This is a genomic window from Nocardioides bruguierae (assembly GCF_023656415.1).
GTDB lineage: Bacteria > Actinomycetota > Actinomycetes > Propionibacteriales > Nocardioidaceae > Nocardioides > Nocardioides bruguierae.
Genome location: NZ_JAMOIL010000011.1, coordinates 61,930 through 78,782, shown reverse-complemented (window position 1 = coordinate 78,782; position 16,853 = coordinate 61,930). Strand labels below are relative to the sequence as shown.

At 72.7% G+C, this 16,853-nt stretch carries 15 protein-coding genes; 6 read left to right on the top strand and 9 right to left on the bottom strand.

Features of this window, described 5'->3' with window-relative positions; all coding sequences use genetic code 11:
* Positions 1-16: 16 nt before the first annotated feature.
* The 7 genes from M8330_RS10135 to M8330_RS10105 all read right to left on the bottom strand — a co-directional run bounded on the left by M8330_RS10135 (position 17) and on the right by M8330_RS10105 (position 8,754).
* Positions 17-2,053 (bottom strand): bifunctional aldolase/short-chain dehydrogenase, encoded by a 2,037-nt coding sequence (locus M8330_RS10135; RefSeq protein WP_250827230.1) that lies wholly within the window; start codon positions 2,051-2,053, stop codon positions 17-19.
* A gap of 57 nt (positions 2,054-2,110) precedes the next feature.
* A complete protein-coding gene (gene rhaI, locus M8330_RS10130) occupies positions 2,111-3,289 on the bottom strand; it encodes an L-rhamnose isomerase (protein ID WP_250053772.1) in 1,179 nt (392 codons plus the stop codon).
* Positions 3,290-3,453: 164 nt separating this feature from the next.
* Positions 3,454-3,789: an L-rhamnose mutarotase gene (locus M8330_RS10125; protein WP_250053771.1), complete on the bottom strand. Its 336-nt coding sequence runs from the start codon at positions 3,787-3,789 to the stop codon at positions 3,454-3,456.
* A 165-nt stretch (positions 3,790-3,954) separates the two neighbouring features.
* A complete protein-coding gene (rhaS, locus tag M8330_RS10120; protein WP_250827229.1) occupies positions 3,955-4,998 on the bottom strand; it encodes a rhamnose ABC transporter substrate-binding protein in 1,044 nt (347 codons plus the stop codon).
* Positions 4,999-5,021: 23 nt separating this feature from the next.
* The gene (locus tag M8330_RS10115) at positions 5,022-6,107 is read right to left on the bottom strand and encodes an ABC transporter permease (protein WP_250827228.1); all 1,086 of its coding nucleotides are present in this window, start codon (positions 6,105-6,107) and stop codon (positions 5,022-5,024) included.
* Positions 6,104-7,204 (bottom strand): ABC transporter permease, encoded by a 1,101-nt coding sequence (locus tag M8330_RS10110; protein WP_250827227.1) that lies wholly within the window; start codon positions 7,202-7,204, stop codon positions 6,104-6,106. Before M8330_RS10110 ends, M8330_RS10115 begins: the two co-directional genes overlap by 4 nt.
* The gene (locus M8330_RS10105) at positions 7,201-8,754 is read right to left on the bottom strand and encodes a sugar ABC transporter ATP-binding protein (protein WP_250827226.1); all 1,554 of its coding nucleotides are present in this window, start codon (positions 8,752-8,754) and stop codon (positions 7,201-7,203) included. Before M8330_RS10105 ends, M8330_RS10110 begins: the two co-directional genes overlap by 4 nt.
* A gap of 224 nt (positions 8,755-8,978) precedes the next feature.
* Here M8330_RS10105 and M8330_RS10100 point away from each other — a divergent pair, with 224 nt between their 5' ends.
* From M8330_RS10100 to M8330_RS21950, 4 genes are all read left to right on the top strand, one after another.
* Positions 8,979-10,004, top strand: a complete 1,026-nt coding sequence (locus tag M8330_RS10100) for a LacI family DNA-binding transcriptional regulator (protein WP_250827225.1) — start codon at positions 8,979-8,981, stop codon at positions 10,002-10,004.
* A gap of 245 nt (positions 10,005-10,249) precedes the next feature.
* Positions 10,250-10,864, top strand: coding sequence for a DUF4956 domain-containing protein (locus M8330_RS10095; protein ID WP_250827224.1), 615 nt, complete (start codon positions 10,250-10,252; stop codon positions 10,862-10,864).
* The gene (locus M8330_RS10090; protein WP_250827223.1) at positions 10,861-11,724 is read left to right on the top strand and encodes a polyphosphate polymerase domain-containing protein; all 864 of its coding nucleotides are present in this window, start codon (positions 10,861-10,863) and stop codon (positions 11,722-11,724) included. Before M8330_RS10095 ends, M8330_RS10090 begins: the two co-directional genes overlap by 4 nt.
* A gap of 76 nt (positions 11,725-11,800) precedes the next feature.
* Positions 11,801-13,570 carry a carbohydrate-binding domain-containing protein gene (locus M8330_RS21950; RefSeq protein ID WP_308196265.1) on the top strand — a complete coding sequence of 590 codons (1,770 nt, stop codon included), beginning with the start codon at positions 11,801-11,803 and terminating at the stop codon, positions 13,568-13,570.
* A 57-nt stretch (positions 13,571-13,627) separates the two neighbouring features.
* Here M8330_RS21950 and M8330_RS10080 read toward each other — a convergent pair whose 3' ends face one another.
* Both M8330_RS10080 and M8330_RS10075 read right to left on the bottom strand, forming a co-directional pair.
* The gene (locus M8330_RS10080) at positions 13,628-13,918 is read right to left on the bottom strand and encodes a hypothetical protein (RefSeq protein ID WP_250827222.1); all 291 of its coding nucleotides are present in this window, start codon (positions 13,916-13,918) and stop codon (positions 13,628-13,630) included.
* Between the two features lie 68 nt (positions 13,919-13,986).
* A complete protein-coding gene (locus M8330_RS10075; RefSeq protein ID WP_250827221.1) occupies positions 13,987-14,871 on the bottom strand; it encodes a LysR substrate-binding domain-containing protein in 885 nt (294 codons plus the stop codon).
* Positions 14,872-14,967: 96 nt separating this feature from the next.
* Between M8330_RS10075 and M8330_RS10070 the strand changes: the two genes are divergently transcribed.
* Together M8330_RS10070 and M8330_RS10065 are read left to right on the top strand one after the other, a co-directional pair.
* On the top strand, positions 14,968-16,179 hold the full coding sequence (locus M8330_RS10070) for a thiolase family protein (RefSeq protein WP_250053738.1): 1,212 nt from the start codon (positions 14,968-14,970) through the stop codon (positions 16,177-16,179).
* Positions 16,176-16,850: a 3-oxoacid CoA-transferase subunit A gene (locus M8330_RS10065; RefSeq protein ID WP_250053736.1), complete on the top strand. Its 675-nt coding sequence runs from the start codon at positions 16,176-16,178 to the stop codon at positions 16,848-16,850. The genes M8330_RS10070 and M8330_RS10065 overlap by 4 nt, the downstream gene beginning before the upstream one ends.
* Positions 16,851-16,853: the final 3 nt, after the last annotated feature.

Sequence of the window (16,853 nt, the reverse complement as noted above, 5' to 3'; positions counted from 1 at the left end):
GCGGGAGCGGGGTGGGTCAGCGCAGGAACGCGGCCGCCACGCCGGCGTCCACGGGGATGTGGAGGCCGGTGGTGTGGGACATCTCCGCGGAGCACAGGACGAACACGGCGTTGGCGATGTTCTCGGGGAGGACCTCGCGCTTGAGGATGGTGCGCTGGGCGTAGAACTTGCCCAGGTCCTGCTCCTCGACGCCGTAGACCGCGGCGCGGTTGGCGCCCCAGCCGCCGGCGAAGATGCCGGAGCCCTGCACGACGCCGTCGGGGTTCACACCGTTGACCTTGATCTGGTGGGCGCCGAGCTCGGCGGCCAGCAGGCGCACCTGGTGGGCCTGGTCGGCCTTCGCGGCGCCGTAGGCCACGTTGTTCGGGCCCGCGAAGATCGAGTTCTTCGAGGAGATGTAGACGATGTCGCCGCCCATCTCCTGCTCGATCATGACCTTGGCGGTGGCCTGGGCGACGAGGAAGGAGCCCTTGGCCATGACGTCGTGCTGGAGGTCCCAGTCCTTCTCGGTGGTCTCCAGCAGCGAGCGCGAGAGCGAGAGGCCGGCGTTGTTGACGACGAGGTCGACACCACCGAACGCCAGCACCGCCGCGTCCACCATGGCCTTGACGGCCTCGGCGGAGGAGACGTCGACCTGGACGCCGACGGCGACGTCGGTGCTGCCGATCTCCGCGGCGGACTCGATGGCCTTGTCGAGGTTCAGGTCGGCGATAACGACGCAGGCGCCCTCGGCGGCGAGCTTCTTGGCGGTGGCCAGGCCGATGCCGGAGGCGGCGCCGGTGACGAGCGCGACGCGGGTGGCCAGCGGCTTCGGCTTCGGCATCCGCTGGAGCTTGGCCTCCTCCAGCGCCCAGTACTCGATGCGGAACTTCTCCGACTCGTCGATGGGCGCGTAGGTCGAGAGGCCCTCGGCGCCGCGCATCACGTTGATGGCGTTGACGTAGAACTCGCCGGCCACACGGGCGGTCTGCTTGTTCTTGCCGAAGGAGAACATGCCGACGCCGGGCACGAGGACGATGAGCGGGTCCTTGCCGCGGATCGCCGGGGAGTCCGGCGTCGCGTTGCGCTCGTAGTAGCCGGCGTAGTCCTCGCGGTAGGCCACCGCGAGCTCCTTGAGGCGGGCGATGGAGTCCTCGACGCTCGCGTCGGCGGGCAGGTCGAGCACCATCGGCTTGACCTTGGTCCGCAGGAAGTGGTCGGGGCACGAGGTGCCCAGCTCGGCCAGGCGGGGGTGGTTCTCGGCCTCGAGGAAGTCGAGCACGACCTGCGCGTCGGTGAAGTGGCCGACCATCGGGGCGTCCGCGGAGGCGATGCCACGGATGGTGGGGGCCAGCGCGGCCGCCTTGGCCAGGCGCTCGGCCTCCGGCAGGGCGCCGTAACCGGCGATCGCGGGGCCGAAGGGCTCGGCCTTCGAGTGCTCGGCGATGTAGGCGGCAGCGGTGTCGATGATCCAGAGGCTGTTGGTCTCGGCCTCCTGCGAGGTCTCGCCCCAGGCCGTGATGCCGTGGCCGCCGAGGATGCAGCCGATCGCCTGCGGGTTCTTCTCCTTGATCTCGGCGATGTCGAGACCAAGCTGGAAGCCGGGGCGGCGCCACGGCACCCAGACGACCTTGTCGCCGAAGATCGTGGTGGTCAGCTCCTGGCCGTCGGCCGAGGTGGCGATCGCGATGCCGGAGTCGGGGTGCAGGTGGTCCACGTGGGCCGCGTCGACCAGGCCGTGCATGGCGGTGTCGATGGACGGGGCGGCGCCACCCTTGCCGTGCAGGCAGAAGTCGAACGCCGCGACCATCTCGTCCTCGCGGTCGATGCCCGGGTAGACGTCGACCAGCGAGCGCATCCGGTCGAGGCGGAGGACGGCCAGGCCGGACTCCTTCAGCGTGCCCAGGTCACCGCCCGAGCCCTTCACCCAGACCAGCTCGATCTGCTCACCGGTGACCGGGTCGGTCTCGGTGCCCTTGGCGGAGGTGTTGCCCCCGGCGTAGTTGGTGTTCTTCGGGTCCGCGCCCAGGCGGTTCGAGCGCGCGATCAGGTCGGCGGCTGCGGGGTTCGTCATGTCTCGTTTCCCTCGTCGGAGTGGACGTGTCGGTGGTGACGGTGTGGACGGACCGGCTCAGGTCCAGGACATCTGCGTGCCGCCGACGCGGGCGGCCTCGATCTCGGCCTGGTAGCCCGACGCGGCGTAGGCCTTCATCGGGTCGGCCGGCAGGCCGCGCTCCTCGCGCCAGGCGGCGAGGTCGGCGCGGACGTCGGTGTAGAAGGCGTCCATGAAGACCTGGTGGGCACCCAGGACGTCGCCGGCCGCCTGCGCGGCGCTCAGGGCGTCGCGGTCGACGAGCAGCGCGCGCGCCGTCATCTCCTGGACGTTGAGCACCGAGCGCATCTGGCCGGGGATCTTGTCCTCGACGTTGTGGCACTGGTCGAGCATGAACGCGACCGGGCTGGTGCCGTCGGGGTTGGCCGGGCCGTACCCGCCGCCGCGGACCACCTCGAAGATGATGCGGAACAGCTGGAACGGGTCGGCTGAGCCGACGATCAGGTCGTCGTCGGCGTAGAAGCGGCTGTTGAAGTCGAAGGAGCCGAGCTTCCCCAGGCGCAGCAGCTGCATCACGATGAACTCGATGTTGGTGCCCGGCGCGTGGTGGCCGGTGTCCAGGCAGACCATCGCCTTGTCGCCCAGGGCGCTGACCTGGGCGTACGAGGTGCCCCAGTCCGGCACGTCGGTGTGGTAGAACGCCGGCTCGAAGAACTTGTACTCGAGCACGAGGCGCTGGTCGTCGCCGATCCGGTCGTAGATCTTGGCCAGCGAGTCGGCGAGGCGGTCCTGGCGGCCGCGGATGTCGGCCTGGCCCGGGTAGTTCGAGCCGTCCGCGAGCCAGATCTTGAGGTCCTGGCTGCCGGTGGCGTCCATGACGTCGATGCACTCGAAGTGGTGGTCGATCGCCTTCTGGCGGATCTTCTCGTCCACGTGGGTCAGGGCACCGAACTTGTAGTCGTCGTCCTGGAAGGTGTTGGAGTTGACCGTGCCCAGCGAGACGCCCTTCTCGGCGGCGTACTCGCGCAGCTTCGCGTAGTCGTCCACGAGGTCCCACGGGATGTGCAGGGCGACCGACGGCGCCAGCCCGGTGTACTGGTGCACCTGGGCGGCGTCCGCGATCTTCTCCTCCACGCTGCGCGGGGTGCCCGGCGTGCCGAACACCTTGAAGCGGGTGCCCGAGTTGCCGAACGCCCACGAGGGAAGCTCGATGGCCTGCCCCTCCAGGAGCGGAGCGATGGCGGCGAAGTCAGTCATGGTCTCTCCATTCTGAAACGTTTCACTACGAAGGATGACCCGTCCCGGCTCGGTTGTCGAGCCGGGCCGCACGTGGTGCGGACGGGGCGCGCTCCCGCGTCCTGCGCGGGCTCGCCCCCCGTCCGCACCGTGGCGGGTCACGCGGGGGATGGTGTGGCTGCTGCTCAGCCGCGGGGCAGCTGGTCGGCGAGGTGGAAGACCTCCCGGACGAACCGGAAGCCCTCGTCGGGCGGGGTGTCGCCGTCGGAGAAGAGCCGGCTCATCTCGGCCTGCCAGCGGGCGTTGACCTCGGTCTCGCCCATCGCGGCCAGCGAGGCCTCGATGTCGTCGGACTCGACGTAGCCGATGAGCAGCCCGTCCTCGCGCAGGAAGAGCGAGTAGTTGCGCCAGCCGGTGGCGTCCAGCGCCTCGCACATCTCGGGCCACACGTGGGCGTGCGCCTCGGCGTACGCCTCGAGGTGGGCCGGGTCCACCTGGGAGGTGAAGCAGTAGCGGGGCACGGCGGGCGTCCTTCTCGGGTGTCGGTGTCCGGCGGGTAGTCCGTGACGTTCTGCAGGCGTTCGTCGGCGTGTCGCCTGCAGGACGTCACGCACTATCGGGAGGGCCGGGGGTGGGCGCCCCCGCCGCGGCACGGCGGCGGGGGCACCCGGGACGAGGACTCCGACTCAGAAGTCGAAGTCGTCGATGTTGTCGGCGTTGAAGCGGAACGGGTCGCCCAGCAGGACGGTGCCGTCGGCGCCGACCTCGTAGTCGCCCAGGTCGCCGGCCGAGAAGGAGTCGCCCTCGGCGCCGGTGATCTCGCCGTCGACGAGCGCCTTGGCGGCGTAGGCGGCCAGGTAGCCGAGGTCCTCGGGGTTCCAGAGGGCGAACTCGGTGACGGTGCCGTCCTTGACGTACTCGCGCATCTGGTTCGGGGTGCCGAGACCGGTGATCGCGACCTTGCCCTTGTAGTTGGAGGTCGAGACGTAGCGCGCGGCCGCGGCGATGCCGACCGTGGTCGGGCTGATGATGCCCTTGAGGTTCGGGTAGGTCTGCAGCAGCGCGGCGGTCTTGTCGAACGAGGTCTGGTCGTCGTCGTCGCCGTAGACGACGTCGACGAGCTCGATGTTCGGGTGGTTGTCCGCCAGGTCCTGCTTCATGATGTCGATCCAGGCGTTCTGGTTGGTCGCGTTCGCGGACGCGGAGAGGATCGCGATCTGGCCCTCGTCACCGATCTGCTCGGCGATCATGTCGACCTCGACGGTCGCGATGCCCTCGGAGTCGGCCTGGGAGACGTAGAGGTCGCGGCAGTCGGCGTTGACGTCGGAGTCGAAGGTGACGACCTTGACGTCGGCGGTGTCGCGGGCCTGGTTGAGGCTGTCGCACAGGGCGGCGGGGTCGTTGGCCGAGAGCACCAGCGCGGAGACGCCCTGCTGGGCGGCGGTCTGGATGAAGGAGACCTGCCCGTCGGGGGTGGCCGTGTCGGGGCCGACCTCGGTGAACTCGCCGCCGAACTCCTCGACGGCCTTCTGGCCGCCGGCGTCCGAGGTCTCGAAGTAGGGGTTGCCCAGGTTCTTGGGCAGGAAGGTGACGGAGACGTCGCCGCCGTCGGAGGACGAGGAGCCCGAGTCCGAGCTGGCGTCGGTGGTGCTGCCGCAAGCGGTCAGACCCAGGGTGGCGCTGAGCACGACGGCCGCGACGGCCGACGTACGCCGGTTGAGGAACTTCATCGTTCTTCCCTTTCAGTGGGGTGTCAGTTCGACAGTGACCGCTTGCCGGCAGCTGTCGTCGGGCCGCTGCGCGACCCGCTGGCTCGCCTCGCCCGCACCGTGGCGAACCAGGCGAGGAGGCTGGTGGAGATGACCGACGCCACGAGCAGCGCGCCGATCACGATGTTGGTGACGTTGACCGTCAGGCCCTCGAGCGTCATCGCGGAGCGGATGACGCCGATGAGCAGGACGCCGGCCAGGACGCCGTGCAGCGCGCCCCGACCGCCGAAGATGGAGACGCCGCCCAGGAGCACGGCCGCGATGACCTGGAGCTCCATGCCGGTGGCGTTGTCGCCGCGGGCACTGCCGTAGCGCAGCGTGTAGTACACGCCGGCCAGGGCGCTCACGACGCCCGAGAGGACGAACAGGGTCAGCTTGGTGCGGGCCACGTTCACGCCGGTGAAGTGGGCCGCCTCGTCGTTCAGGCCGATCTCGAAGATGCCGCGGCCGAACGAGGAGAAGTGGAGCATCCAGGCGAACAGGACCGCGAGCACCGCGACGAGCAGCAGCACGACGGGGTAGGGCGAGGCGTTGCCGAGCTGGGCGGTCGCCAGGTCCTTCCACCCCTGCGGGAAGTCGGTCTTGGCCTGGGTGCCGAGCAGGCCCTCCGCGATGCCGCGGTAGAGGGCCAGCGTGCCGATGGTGACCGCGAGCGACGGCAGCCCGACGTAGGCGACGAGGAAGCCGTTGAAGGCGCCCGCCACGACACCGGCGAGCAGGGCCAGCCCGATCGCGGCGCCCATCGAGAGGCCGGCGTCCACGTGCAGGAGGCCGACCAGGCACGAGGAGAGCCCCACGATGCTGGCCACCGACAGGTCGATCTCGCCGGTGACGATCACGGCCGCCATCGGCAGCGCGATCAGCAGGATCGGGATGTTGTCGAGGAAGAGGTAGTACAGGGTCAGCGGGCTGGAGAAGTTGTCGATGGTCGCGGTCGAGAAGACGTAGACCAGGACGAACAGGCCGATGACGGCGAACTCGCGGGTGGCCAGCACGCGGCGGGCCAGGGACCGGGAGTAGGACGGGTAGGTGCGGCCCTCGGTCGTCGGGGCCTGCGTCAGCGTGCTCATGCGGTCACCTGCGGGCTGGTCGGGGCGGACGGGGCGGAGGAGCCGGGGTTGCCGGGCGACCCGCCGCCGCCGGACGGCGGGGCCTGGTCGCGGGCGGCCACCAGGGCGGCGTCCTGCCGCAGCGAGAGGAAGCGGTCCAGGGCGATGGCGCCGAGGATCAGCGCGCCGACCACGGCCTGCTGCCAGAAGTCGGAGATGCCCAGGATCGGCAGCACCGAGTTGATCGTCACCAGCAGGTAGGCGCCGACGGCCGCGCCGAGCGCCGAGCCGCTGCCGCCGAAGATCGCGACGCCGCCGATGACGGCCGCGCCGACGGCCTGGAGCTCGATGCCCTGGCCGGCCTGCGAGGAGACCGTGCCGTAGCGGGCCAGGAACATGACGCCCGCCAGGCCGGCCAGCGCGCCGGAGGCCACGAAGGCCAGCAGGACGCGGCGCAGCACCGGGAGCCCGTAGAGGTCGGCCGCGTCCGGGTCGGAGCCGATGGCGTACAGCTCGCGGCCCGGGCGGGTGGAGGAGAGGAAGTAGGCGGCCACGCCCAGCACGGCCAGCGCCACGATCGTGAGCACCGGGATGGTGACGATCTGCTGGGTGCCGAGCTGGGAGAACGACCGCGGGATCTGGTCGGCGGTGATCCGGCTGGAGCCCGCCCACGTGAGGAAGATGCCGCGGTAGATGTACATCGTGCCGAGGGTGATCACGAGCGCCGGCACCTTGGCGAAGGAGACCAGCACGCCGTTGACCAGGCCCAGCAGCGCACCGAGCAGCACGGCGAGCAGGACGACCACGACGATCGGCAGGCTCGGGAAGTCGATGAACAGCCGGCCGGCGAAGTAGGCGGTCAGGCCCAGGGTCGAGCCGACGGAGAGGTCGACCGAGCGGGTGATGATCACGCAGGCCTGGCCGATGGCCAGCACCACGAGCATCGCCGGGTTCAGCAGGACGTTGCGCCAGCCGTCCGCGCTGAACAGGAACGACTCCGTCTTGGCGGTCGCCACCAGCACGAGGGCGACGAGCACGACGGCGATCGCCAGCTCGCGCGAGCGCAGGATCGTGGAGAGCAGCCCGGCCTTGCTGGGCTGGACGAGGGTGGCGCTCACGCCGTGACCTCCTGGGAGTCGGCGCTGCCGGCGGCGGCGCTGTGGGTCGCGCCGGCCACGTGGCCGTCGCGGTGGGTGGCGGCGTGCATGACGTTCTCGGGCGTCGCCTCGTCGCGGGCGATGTCGGCGGTGATCCGGCCCTCGCAGACGACGAGGACGCGGTCGGCCATGCCGAGCACCTCGGGCAGCTCGGAGCTGATCATCAGGATCGCCATGCCCTGGCCGGCGAGGTCGGAGAGCAGGCGGTGCACCTCGGACTTGGTGCCGACGTCGATGCCGCGGGTGGGCTCGTCGATGATCAGCAGCTTCGGCTGGGTGACCAGCCACTTGGCGATGACGACCTTCTGCTGGTTGCCGCCGGACATCGTGGCCGCGCGCATGTCGAGGGCGGAGGTCTTCACCTCGAGCTTGGCGGCCCAGGGGCCGGCGGCGCGGTTCTCGGCGCGCGAGGTGAGCACGCCGAGGCGGGAGAGGCCCGTGCGGATGACGCCGGCGACGTTGCGGGCCACCGAGCCCTCCGTGACCAGGCCCTGCTTGCGGCGGTCCTCGGGGATGAAGGCGATGCCGGCGCTGATCGCGGAGCGCGGGTTCTGCTTGGCCACCGCGGCGCCGTTCAGCGAGACGCGACCGGCGGAGTAGCCGTCGACGCCGAAGACGGCGCGGGCGATCTCGGAGCGGCCGGCGCCCACGAGGCCGGCCAGGCCGACGATCTCGCCGGCGCGGACCTGGAAGGTGACGTCGCGGAACTGGCCGGGCGAGGTGAGGCCCTGCACGTCGAGGACGACGTCGCCGATCTCGGCGGGGGTCTTGGGGAACAGCTCGGCGACCTCGCGGCCGACCATCTTGGCCACGATCGCCTCGACGCTGGTCTCGGCGATCGTCTCGGTGGAGACGTACTCGCCGTCGCGCATCACCGAGACGGTGTCGCAGAGGTCGAAGACCTCCTCGAAGCGGTGGGAGATGAACACGATGCCGCGGCCCTCGTCGCGCAGCTGGCGGGCCACGGTGAACAGCCGCTCGACCTCGACGCCCGAGAGGGCGGCGGTCGGCTCGTCCATGATCAGCAGCGAGGCGTCCAGCGAGATCGCCTTGGCGATCTCCAGGATCTGCTGGTCGGCGATGGAGAGGCCCTTGGCCGGACGCCGGGGGTCGATCGCGACGCCGAGGCGCTCGAACAGCGCGGCGGCCTCGGCGTACATCCGCTGCTTGTCGATGCGCAGCGTGCTGCCGGGCTGGCGGCCCATGAAGATGTTCTCGGAGACGTCGAGGTCCGGGAACAGCGTCGGCTCCTGGTAGATCACCGCGACGCCGGCCGCCTTCGACTCCGCCGTGGAGGAGAAGTCGGCGGCCTCGCCGTTGAGCTCGAAGACGCCGCCGTCGCGGCGGTGGACGCCGGCGACGATCTTGATCAGCGTCGACTTGCCCGCGCCGTTCTCGCCGACCAGCGCGTGGATGGAACCGGGCTGGACGGTGAGGCTGGCGGAGCGCAGCGCGCGGACGGCACCGAAGGACTTGCTGACGTCCTCGAGCACCAGGGTGGCGGCAGCCATCGGGCTCCTCCGTTCAAGAGTTGAAACGTTTTAACGGCGAACGCAGGGAACCGTAGGTGAGGGCGGTCACACGCGTCAAGCAGTGATCGAAGTCTCGATGTGAAGAGACCGGGTCGCGGAGGCGGTGACTCGGGCCACACTCTCGTAAGATGCCGCTTGATCGTTTCAAGACCGGGCCCGCACATCGGTCTGGACCACCCGTCCCGCTCGTCCAGGAGGCGCACGTGCCATCCACTCCGGGTCGTTCCGTGTCCGTCAAGGACGTGGCCGCCGCGGCCGGGGTCTCGCTCGGCACCGTCTCCAACGTGCTCAACCGCCCCGACCGGGTCAGCGAGGCCACGCGCGCCCGGGTGCAGCGGGCGATGGCCGACCTCGGCTTCGTGCGCAACGAGTCCGCCCGGCAGCTGCGCTCCGGGGTCAGCCGCACCCTCGCCTACGTCATGCTCGACGCCGGCAACCCGTTCTTCACCGACGTCGCCGCCGGCATCGAGACCGCCGCCGAGGCCCACGGCCTCACCGTCGTGCTGGGCAACTCCGGCAGCCGCCGCGAGCGCGAGCAGGCCCACCTGGACCAGTTCGAGCAGCAGCGCGTGCAGGGCCTGCTCGTCACGCCCGTCGACCCCGACTCCCCGCTGCTGGACCAGATCGCCCGCCGCGGCACCCCCGTCGTGATCGTCGACCGCACCCGCGAGGGGGACGACTTCTGCTCCGTGGCCGTCGACGACGTCCTCGGCGGCCGGGTCGCGATGGAGCACCTCCTGGACCGCGGCCACCGCCGGGTCGCCTTCATCGGCGGCCCCGCCGACCTCGGCCAGGTGCGCGACCGTCTCGCCGGCGCCCGCACCGCCTGGGCGGAGGCCGGGCTGGACCCCGAGGACCTCGTGCTGCTCAGCACGGCCGACCTCACGGTCGCCGACGGCCGCGAGGCCGGTCAGCGCCTGGCGGGGATGTCCTCCTCGCGCCGCCCCACCGCCGCGTTCTGCGTCAACGACCTCATCGCCCTCGGCCTGCTCCAGCAGGTCATCGCCTCGGGGCTGCGCTGCCCCGCCGACCTGGCGATCCTCGGCTACGACGACGTCGAGTACGCGGCGGCCGCCGCCGTCCCGCTGTCGTCGGTCCGTCAGCCGCGCCAGCAGCTGGGCCGCACCGCCGCGGACCTCGTGCTCGAGGAGGCCGCCGGCGGCGAGCACACCCACCAGCGGGTGCTGTTCACCCCCGAGCTGGTGGCGCGGGCGTCCACGCTCGGCTGACGCCCCCTGGTGACGACACCGGGGCGACGACGGGGTGACGGCACCGGGGTGACGGCACCGGGGTGACGGCACTGGGCCGGCACTACTCCCCTGACCTGGGACGAACGTCCCGACTTCCCTGAGGGAACGCCCCTCACAGGAACCGCACAGCGCCCCATCACGGCCGTCGCAGCCCCGCCCGGCTTCCTGGTGGACGTCCGGGTGACGCCTCCGCGTCACCGCACGTTCATCCACCGGAGTCCGTCATGACCCAGCTGCCGATGCTCGCCATCGACCTCGTCGCCGTCCTCGCCCTCGTGGGCCTGTTCCTGCTGCGCCACCGGCGCCCGGAGCTGGCGGGCGCCTACCTGGCGGTCAACGTCGGCGTCCTGGCCGTCACCGCCGTGCTGGCCGACAGCACCGTCGGCGCCGGCCTCGGCCTCGGTCTGTTCGGCGTGCTCTCGATCATCCGGCTGCGCTCCACCGAGCTGGCCCACCACGAGATCGCCTACTACTTCGCGGCCCTCACGCTCGGCCTCGTCGCCGGGGTCGCGGGGACGCCGTCGGTGCTGGTGGTCGGGCTGATGGCCGCCGTCCTCGTGGCCCTGTGGGTGGGCGACCACCCGCGGCTCGCGCCCGAGGCCCGCACCCAGGAGATGGTGCTCGACCGGGCCTGGACCGACATGGCCGGCCTCACCGCCCACCTCGAGGGCCTGCTCGGCGCCGAGGTGCTCGACGCGCGCGTGACCAGCACGAACCTCGTCAACGACACCACCACCGTCACCGTGCGGCACCGCCCCGCCGGGCCGCGGCACACCGGCGGCGCCTCCGCCGCCCCGGGCCTCGCGCAGGGGGCGGGGCTGCGCGAGGTCGGCCGATGACGGCCCTCTCCGACCGGCCCGGCGGCCCCGGCGTCGACGGCCGCGCCACGCACGCCACCCGGCACCACAGCGGGCACCGCGCCCAGGGCTGGACGGCGCACCTGGCACCCATCGGGCTCGAGGAGCTCGTCGAGACCGCGGCGCTGCTGACCCGCGTCGACCGCAAGTACGTCGTGCCCGAGCAGGAGCTCCCGGACCTGCTCGCCGCGGTGCCGGAGCGCACCCGCGTGCTCGAGATCGAGGGCAGCCGCGCGTTCGGCTACCGCTCGGACTACCTCGACACCCCGGCGCTCGACGCGTTCTGGCTCGCCGGCCAGGGCCGCCGGCGGCGGTTCAAGGTGCGCGAGCGCACCTACCTCGACACGGGCACGACGTACCTGGAGGTCAAGGTCCCCGGCCCGCGCGGCACCAACCTCAAGGAGCGGGTGCTCCGCGCCCACCGCGGGCCGCTGGACGACGGCGAGCAGCAGTTCCTCGACGAGCGGCTGCGTGCCGCGCGGGTGCCCGACCACGTCCGCGTCGAGGGTCTCGCCCCGGCCCTGGTCAGCAGCTACCGGCGCACCACGCTGCTGCTCGCGGGCGACGAGCCCGGCACCGACAGCCGCGCCACCCTCGACACCGACCTGGTCTGGGCCCTGCCGGGCGCCCACGCGTCCCGCCTGCCGGTCACCGACCGCGTGGTGGTGGAGACCAAGACCGGCTCCACCCCCTCCGCGCTCGACCGGCTGCTGTGGGCGCGCGGGCACCGCCCCGTCCGCATCTCGAAGTTCGGCACCGGCCTCGCCGCCCTCGACCCCGCCCTGCCCCGCCTGCGGTGGCACCGGGTGCTCGAGCGCGACCTCGGCCTGCCGCGGCGCTGAGCCGCCGCCACCACCCCCCTCCGACCGACCTGACCGACCCGCCTGACCCGATCACCGACGATCCCCAGGAGCATCCGTGACCTCTCACCGCACCCCCGCCCGCCGCCTGCGCGGCCGTCTGGCCGCCGCCGTCGTCTCCGCGACCGCCGTGCTGGCCCTCGCCGCCTGCTCGGCCGGCGACGCGAGCACCGCCACCAGCGCCGACACCGCCGCCGTGACCGCCGGCGAGGCCGCCGGCGAGGCCGGCATCACCGCGAGCGAGACGCTCGCCGAGAACGCCGAGGTCGAGACCGGCGACGCCGACTACGACGACTCCGAGGCCGTGACGATCACCCTCGCCGACGGCGCGAGCAGCGCCTCCGACGACAGCGCCGTGACCGTCGACGGCGACGTCGTCACCATCACGGCCGCCGGCACCTACGTGCTCTCCGGCAGCCTGTCCGACGGCCAGGTGGTCGTGGACGCGGGCGACGACGACACCGTGCGCCTGGTGCTCGACGGCGTCGACCTCACCTCCTCCGACGACTCCCCGCTCGTGGTCGAGAACGCCGACGCCGCGGTCGTCGTGCTGGCCGACGGCAGCGAGAACACCCTGGCCGACGGCGCGGGCTCCACCGCGGACGACGAGGAGACCGACGCCGTCAACGCGACCCTCTTCTCCACCGCCGACCTCACCATCGCCGGCACCGGGTCGCTCACCGTCACCTCGCACGCCGACGGCATCACCAGCAAGGACGGCCTCACCATCACCGGCGGCACCCTCACCGTCGACGCCGACGACGACGGCATCCGCGGCAAGGACTGGCTCGAGATCAGCGGCGGCACGATCAGCGTCGACGCCGGCGGCGACGGGCTGAAGTCCGACGGCGACGCCGACGCGACCGTCGGCTTCATCGCCCTGCTCGGCGGCAGCACCGCGGTCGTCTCCGGCGACGACGGCGCCACCGCCACCACCGACGTGGTCGTGGACGGCGGCAGCCTCACCGTGACCGCCGGCGGCGGCGCGTCCGCGGGCGGCGAGGACTCCGGTGCCAAGGGCCTGGTCGGCGACGTCAGCGTCGTCATCTCCTCCGGCACCGTGGACGTCGACGCCGCCGACGACGCGATCCACTCCGACTCGGTCGTCTCCGTCTCCGGGGGCGAGGTCACGCTCGCCACCGGCGACGACGGCATCCACGCCGAGGGCGACCTGACCATCTCCGACGGCACCGTGGTGGTCACCGAGTCCTACGAGGGCCTCGAGGCCGGCACCATGGAGCTGACCGGCGGCTCCATGGACGTCACCTCCTCCGACGACGGGGTGAACGTGGTCGGCAGCGACACCGCCGACGCCATGCTCACGATCAGCGGCGGCGCGCTCACCATCGACGCCGAGGGCGACGGCCTGGACGCCAACGGCAGCGCCACCATGACCGGCGGGTCCGTCGTCGTCCAGGGTCCGCAGAGCGACGGCAACGGCGCCGTCGACGTCGACCAGACGCTCGACGTCTCCGGCGGCACCCTGTCGGCGGTCGGCTCCAGCGGCATGGCGCAGTCGCCCTCGGCGGACTCCTCGCAGTCGTTCGTGTCGGTGACCTTCTCGACCGTCCCGGCCGGCACCACCCTCCAGCTCGAGGACGCCGACGGCAACGTCGTGGCCGAGGTGACCACCGCGAAGCAGGCCTCGAGCTGGGTCTTCTCCTCCAGCGACGTCACCGACGGCGAGACCTACACCGTGGTCTCCGGCGGTGACGACCTCGGCACCGGCACGGCCGGCGAGGCCACCGGCGGCATGGGTGGCGGGATGGGTGGCGGCCCCGGCGGCTCCGGCGGCGGCCCGGGCGGCTCCGGTGGTCCCGGCCACTGACCCCGCACAGCCTCCCCACCCGCCGAGTCGGCAGCAACGTGCTGCCGACTCGGCGGTTCAGTGGTGGACGGCGGCCGGCTCCCCGCGCAGGAACGCCGCGAGCCGGACGGCCAGCGCCACCACGAGGTAGGGCCAGAACGCGAGCAGGGCGAGCAGCCCGCCGAGCACCGCACCGGGGCGCGCCGCCAGCGAGGCGCCGACGCCCGCGCCCACGGTCACGAACACCGCGAGCATCGCCACCCACGCGAACCGCTCGGTGCTCCGCTGGAGCGCCCGGCTGAGCCGACGGCCGACGCGGGTGCGGGCGGAGCGGGGCGCGAGGTCGTGCCCGGGCGCGGAGGCGATCACCCGGGCGAGGCTAGGGCGGCCCGGTGACCGGCGGGTGACGAGCAGGTGAGCGGTCGCCTCGGGCGGGCTCAGCCCCCCGCCACGTCCCGGACGAGGCGGGCGACCGCGTGCGCGGCGGGGCCCGCGTCCGCGTGGTGGGCGAGGACGAGGTCGACGTCCTCGGCCCGAGCCAGCGGCACGTAGGCGACCCCGTCGAGCCGCAGCGCCTGCACCGAGGCGGGCACGAGCGCCACGCCGAGCCCGCCGGCGACGAAGACCGCGAGCGTGGCGGTCTCCCCCACCTCCAGCACCTCGCGCGGGGTGAAGCCGGCGCGGGCGCAGGCCTCCAGCACCCGGCCGTGCATGGCCGAGCGGTGGCCGGAGGGGTGGGTCACGAGCACCTCGTCGGCGAGGTCGGCCAGGTCGACGACCCCGGCGGCCGCCGCGGGGTGGGCGGTCGGCAGGACGGCCACGAGCGGTTCGGCCCGCAGCAGGGTGACGACCAGGTCGTGCGTGGGCTCGGCACCGGGCCGCAGCACCGCCAGGTCGAGCGAGCGCTCGCGCACCGCGTCCAGGAGCGCGGGGGCGAGCTGCTCGCCGCGCAGGTCGAGCGTCACGCCCGGCAGGTCCTCCCGGGCACGTCTGGCCAGGCGGGGCAGGACGTCGTAGGTGGCCGTGCCGACGAAGCCCACCGAGCAGCGGCCGAGCCGGCCGGCCGCGACCTGGGCGAGGTCCGCGGTGGTGCGCTCCAGGTCCCCGAGGACGGCCCGCGCCCGCTCCTCCAGCAGCCGGCCGGCGTCCGTCAGCGCGACCCGGCGCGTGGAGCGGTCGACCAGCCGCACGCCGACCTCGCGCTCCAGCTGCTGGAGCTGCTGGGAGAGTGCCGGCTGGGCCAGGTGCAGCCGGGCGGCGGCGCGGCCGAAGTGCTGCTCCTCGGCGAGCGCGACGAACGACCTGAGGTGACGCAGCTCCACGTGGCCAGCCTGCCACCAGCGCTGATAAGTCACCAGTATCAATAGAGGCCAACTTCGTATTGGCGTCGATCAATCGGCGGTGCCACCGTCGGACCCGTGACCGCCAGCTACCTCTACACCGCCGCCCGGACGCCGTTCGGACGCTTCAACGGTGCGCTCGCCGACGTCCGCCCCGACGACCTGGCGGCCACCGCCCTGCGCGCCGTGCTCCAGCGCGCGCCGGGGCTGACCGGCGACGGCCAGGCCACCGGCGCGGCCGTCGACGACGTGGTCTGGGGCTGCGCCAACCAGGCGGGCGAGGACAACCGCAACGTCGGGCGCATGGCCGTGCTGCTCTCCGGCCTGCCGGTCTCGGTGCCGGCGACCACGGTCAACCGGCTCTGCGGGTCCTCCCTGGACGCCGCGATCAGCGGCTCCCGCGCGATCGAGACCGGCGACGCGGACGTCGTCGTGGCCGGCGGGGTGGAGTCGATGACCCGTGCACCGTGGGTGCTGCCCAAGCCGTCGCGCGCCTACCCGGCCGGGGACGTCACCGCCGTCTCCACGACGCTCGGCTGGCGGCTGGTCAACGAGCGGATGCCGGCGGAGTGGACCGCCTCGCTCGGCGAGTGCAACGAGCAGGTCGCCGACGACCACGGCATCTCCCGCGAGCGGCAGGACGCCTTCGCCGCCCGCTCCCACACGCTGGCCGCGGCCGCCTGGGACGCCGGGTTCTACGACGACCTCGTCGTGCCCGTCGACGGCGTCGACCTGGACCGGGACGAGTCGATCCGCCCCGGCTCGACGCCCGAGACGCTCGCCGACCTCAGGCCCGCCTTCCGCACGGACGGCTCCATCACCGCCGGCAACGCCTCCCCGCTGAGCGACGGGGCCGCCGCCGTCCTGATCGGCTCCGAGGCCGCTGCCGACACCCTGGGCCTGGCACCGCTCGCCCGCGTGGCCGGCCGTGGCGTGCACGCGCTCGCCCCGCAGGAGTTCGGCCTCGCGCCCGTCGAGGCCGCCAACAGGGCCCTGGCCCGCGCCGGCATCACCTGGGCCGACGTCGATGCCGTCGAGCTGAACGAGGCCTTCGCGGTGCAGTCGCTGGCCTGCGTGGACGCCTGGAAGGTCGACCCCGAGATCGTCAACGCCAAGGGCGGGGCGATCGCGCTCGGTCACCCCCTGGGCGCCTCGGGCGCCCGCGTGCTGGCGACCCTCGCGGCCCGGCTGGTGGAGTCGGGCGGCCGCTGGGGCGTGGCCGCCATCTGCATCGGCGTCGGCCAGGGCCTGGCCGTGGTGCTGGAGAACGTGACGGGGCCGCAGCGATGAGCGCCCGGGTGCTGGACTCCTACGCGGAGTCGGTCGCCGACGTTGCGGACGGCTCGACCGTGCTGGTCGGCGGGTTCGGCATGGCCGGCATGCCCGTCGAGCTGATCGACGCCCTCATCGACCAGGGCGCGAAGGACCTCGTCATCGTGTCCAACAACGCCGGCAACGGGGACACCGGCCTGGCCGCGCTGCTGGCCGCCAAGCGGGTGCGCAAGGTGATCTGCTCGTTCCCGCGGCAGAGCGACTCGTGGGTCTTCGACGGCCTCTACCGCGCCGGCGAGATCGAGCTCGAGGTCGTGCCGCAGGGCAACCTCGCCGAGCGGATGCGCGCGGCCGGCGCCGGGATCGGCGCGTTCTTCTGCCCCACCGGTGTCGGCACGCCGCTGACCGAGGGCAAGGAGATCCGCGAGATCGACGGCCGAGCCTACGCCCTGGAGTACCCCATCAAGGGGGACGTCGCCCTGATCAAGGCCCACACGGCCGACCGGATGGGCAACCTCGTCTACCGCAGGACCGCCCGCAACTTCGGCCCCGTGATGGCGACCGCGGCCCGCACCGTGATCGCCCAGGTCGGGCACGTCGTCGAGGTCGGCGGGCTCGACCCCGAGACCGTCGTGACCCCGAGCATCTACGTCGACCGGGTCGTGTGCCCCGGCGCCCAGGAGGCCTGACCG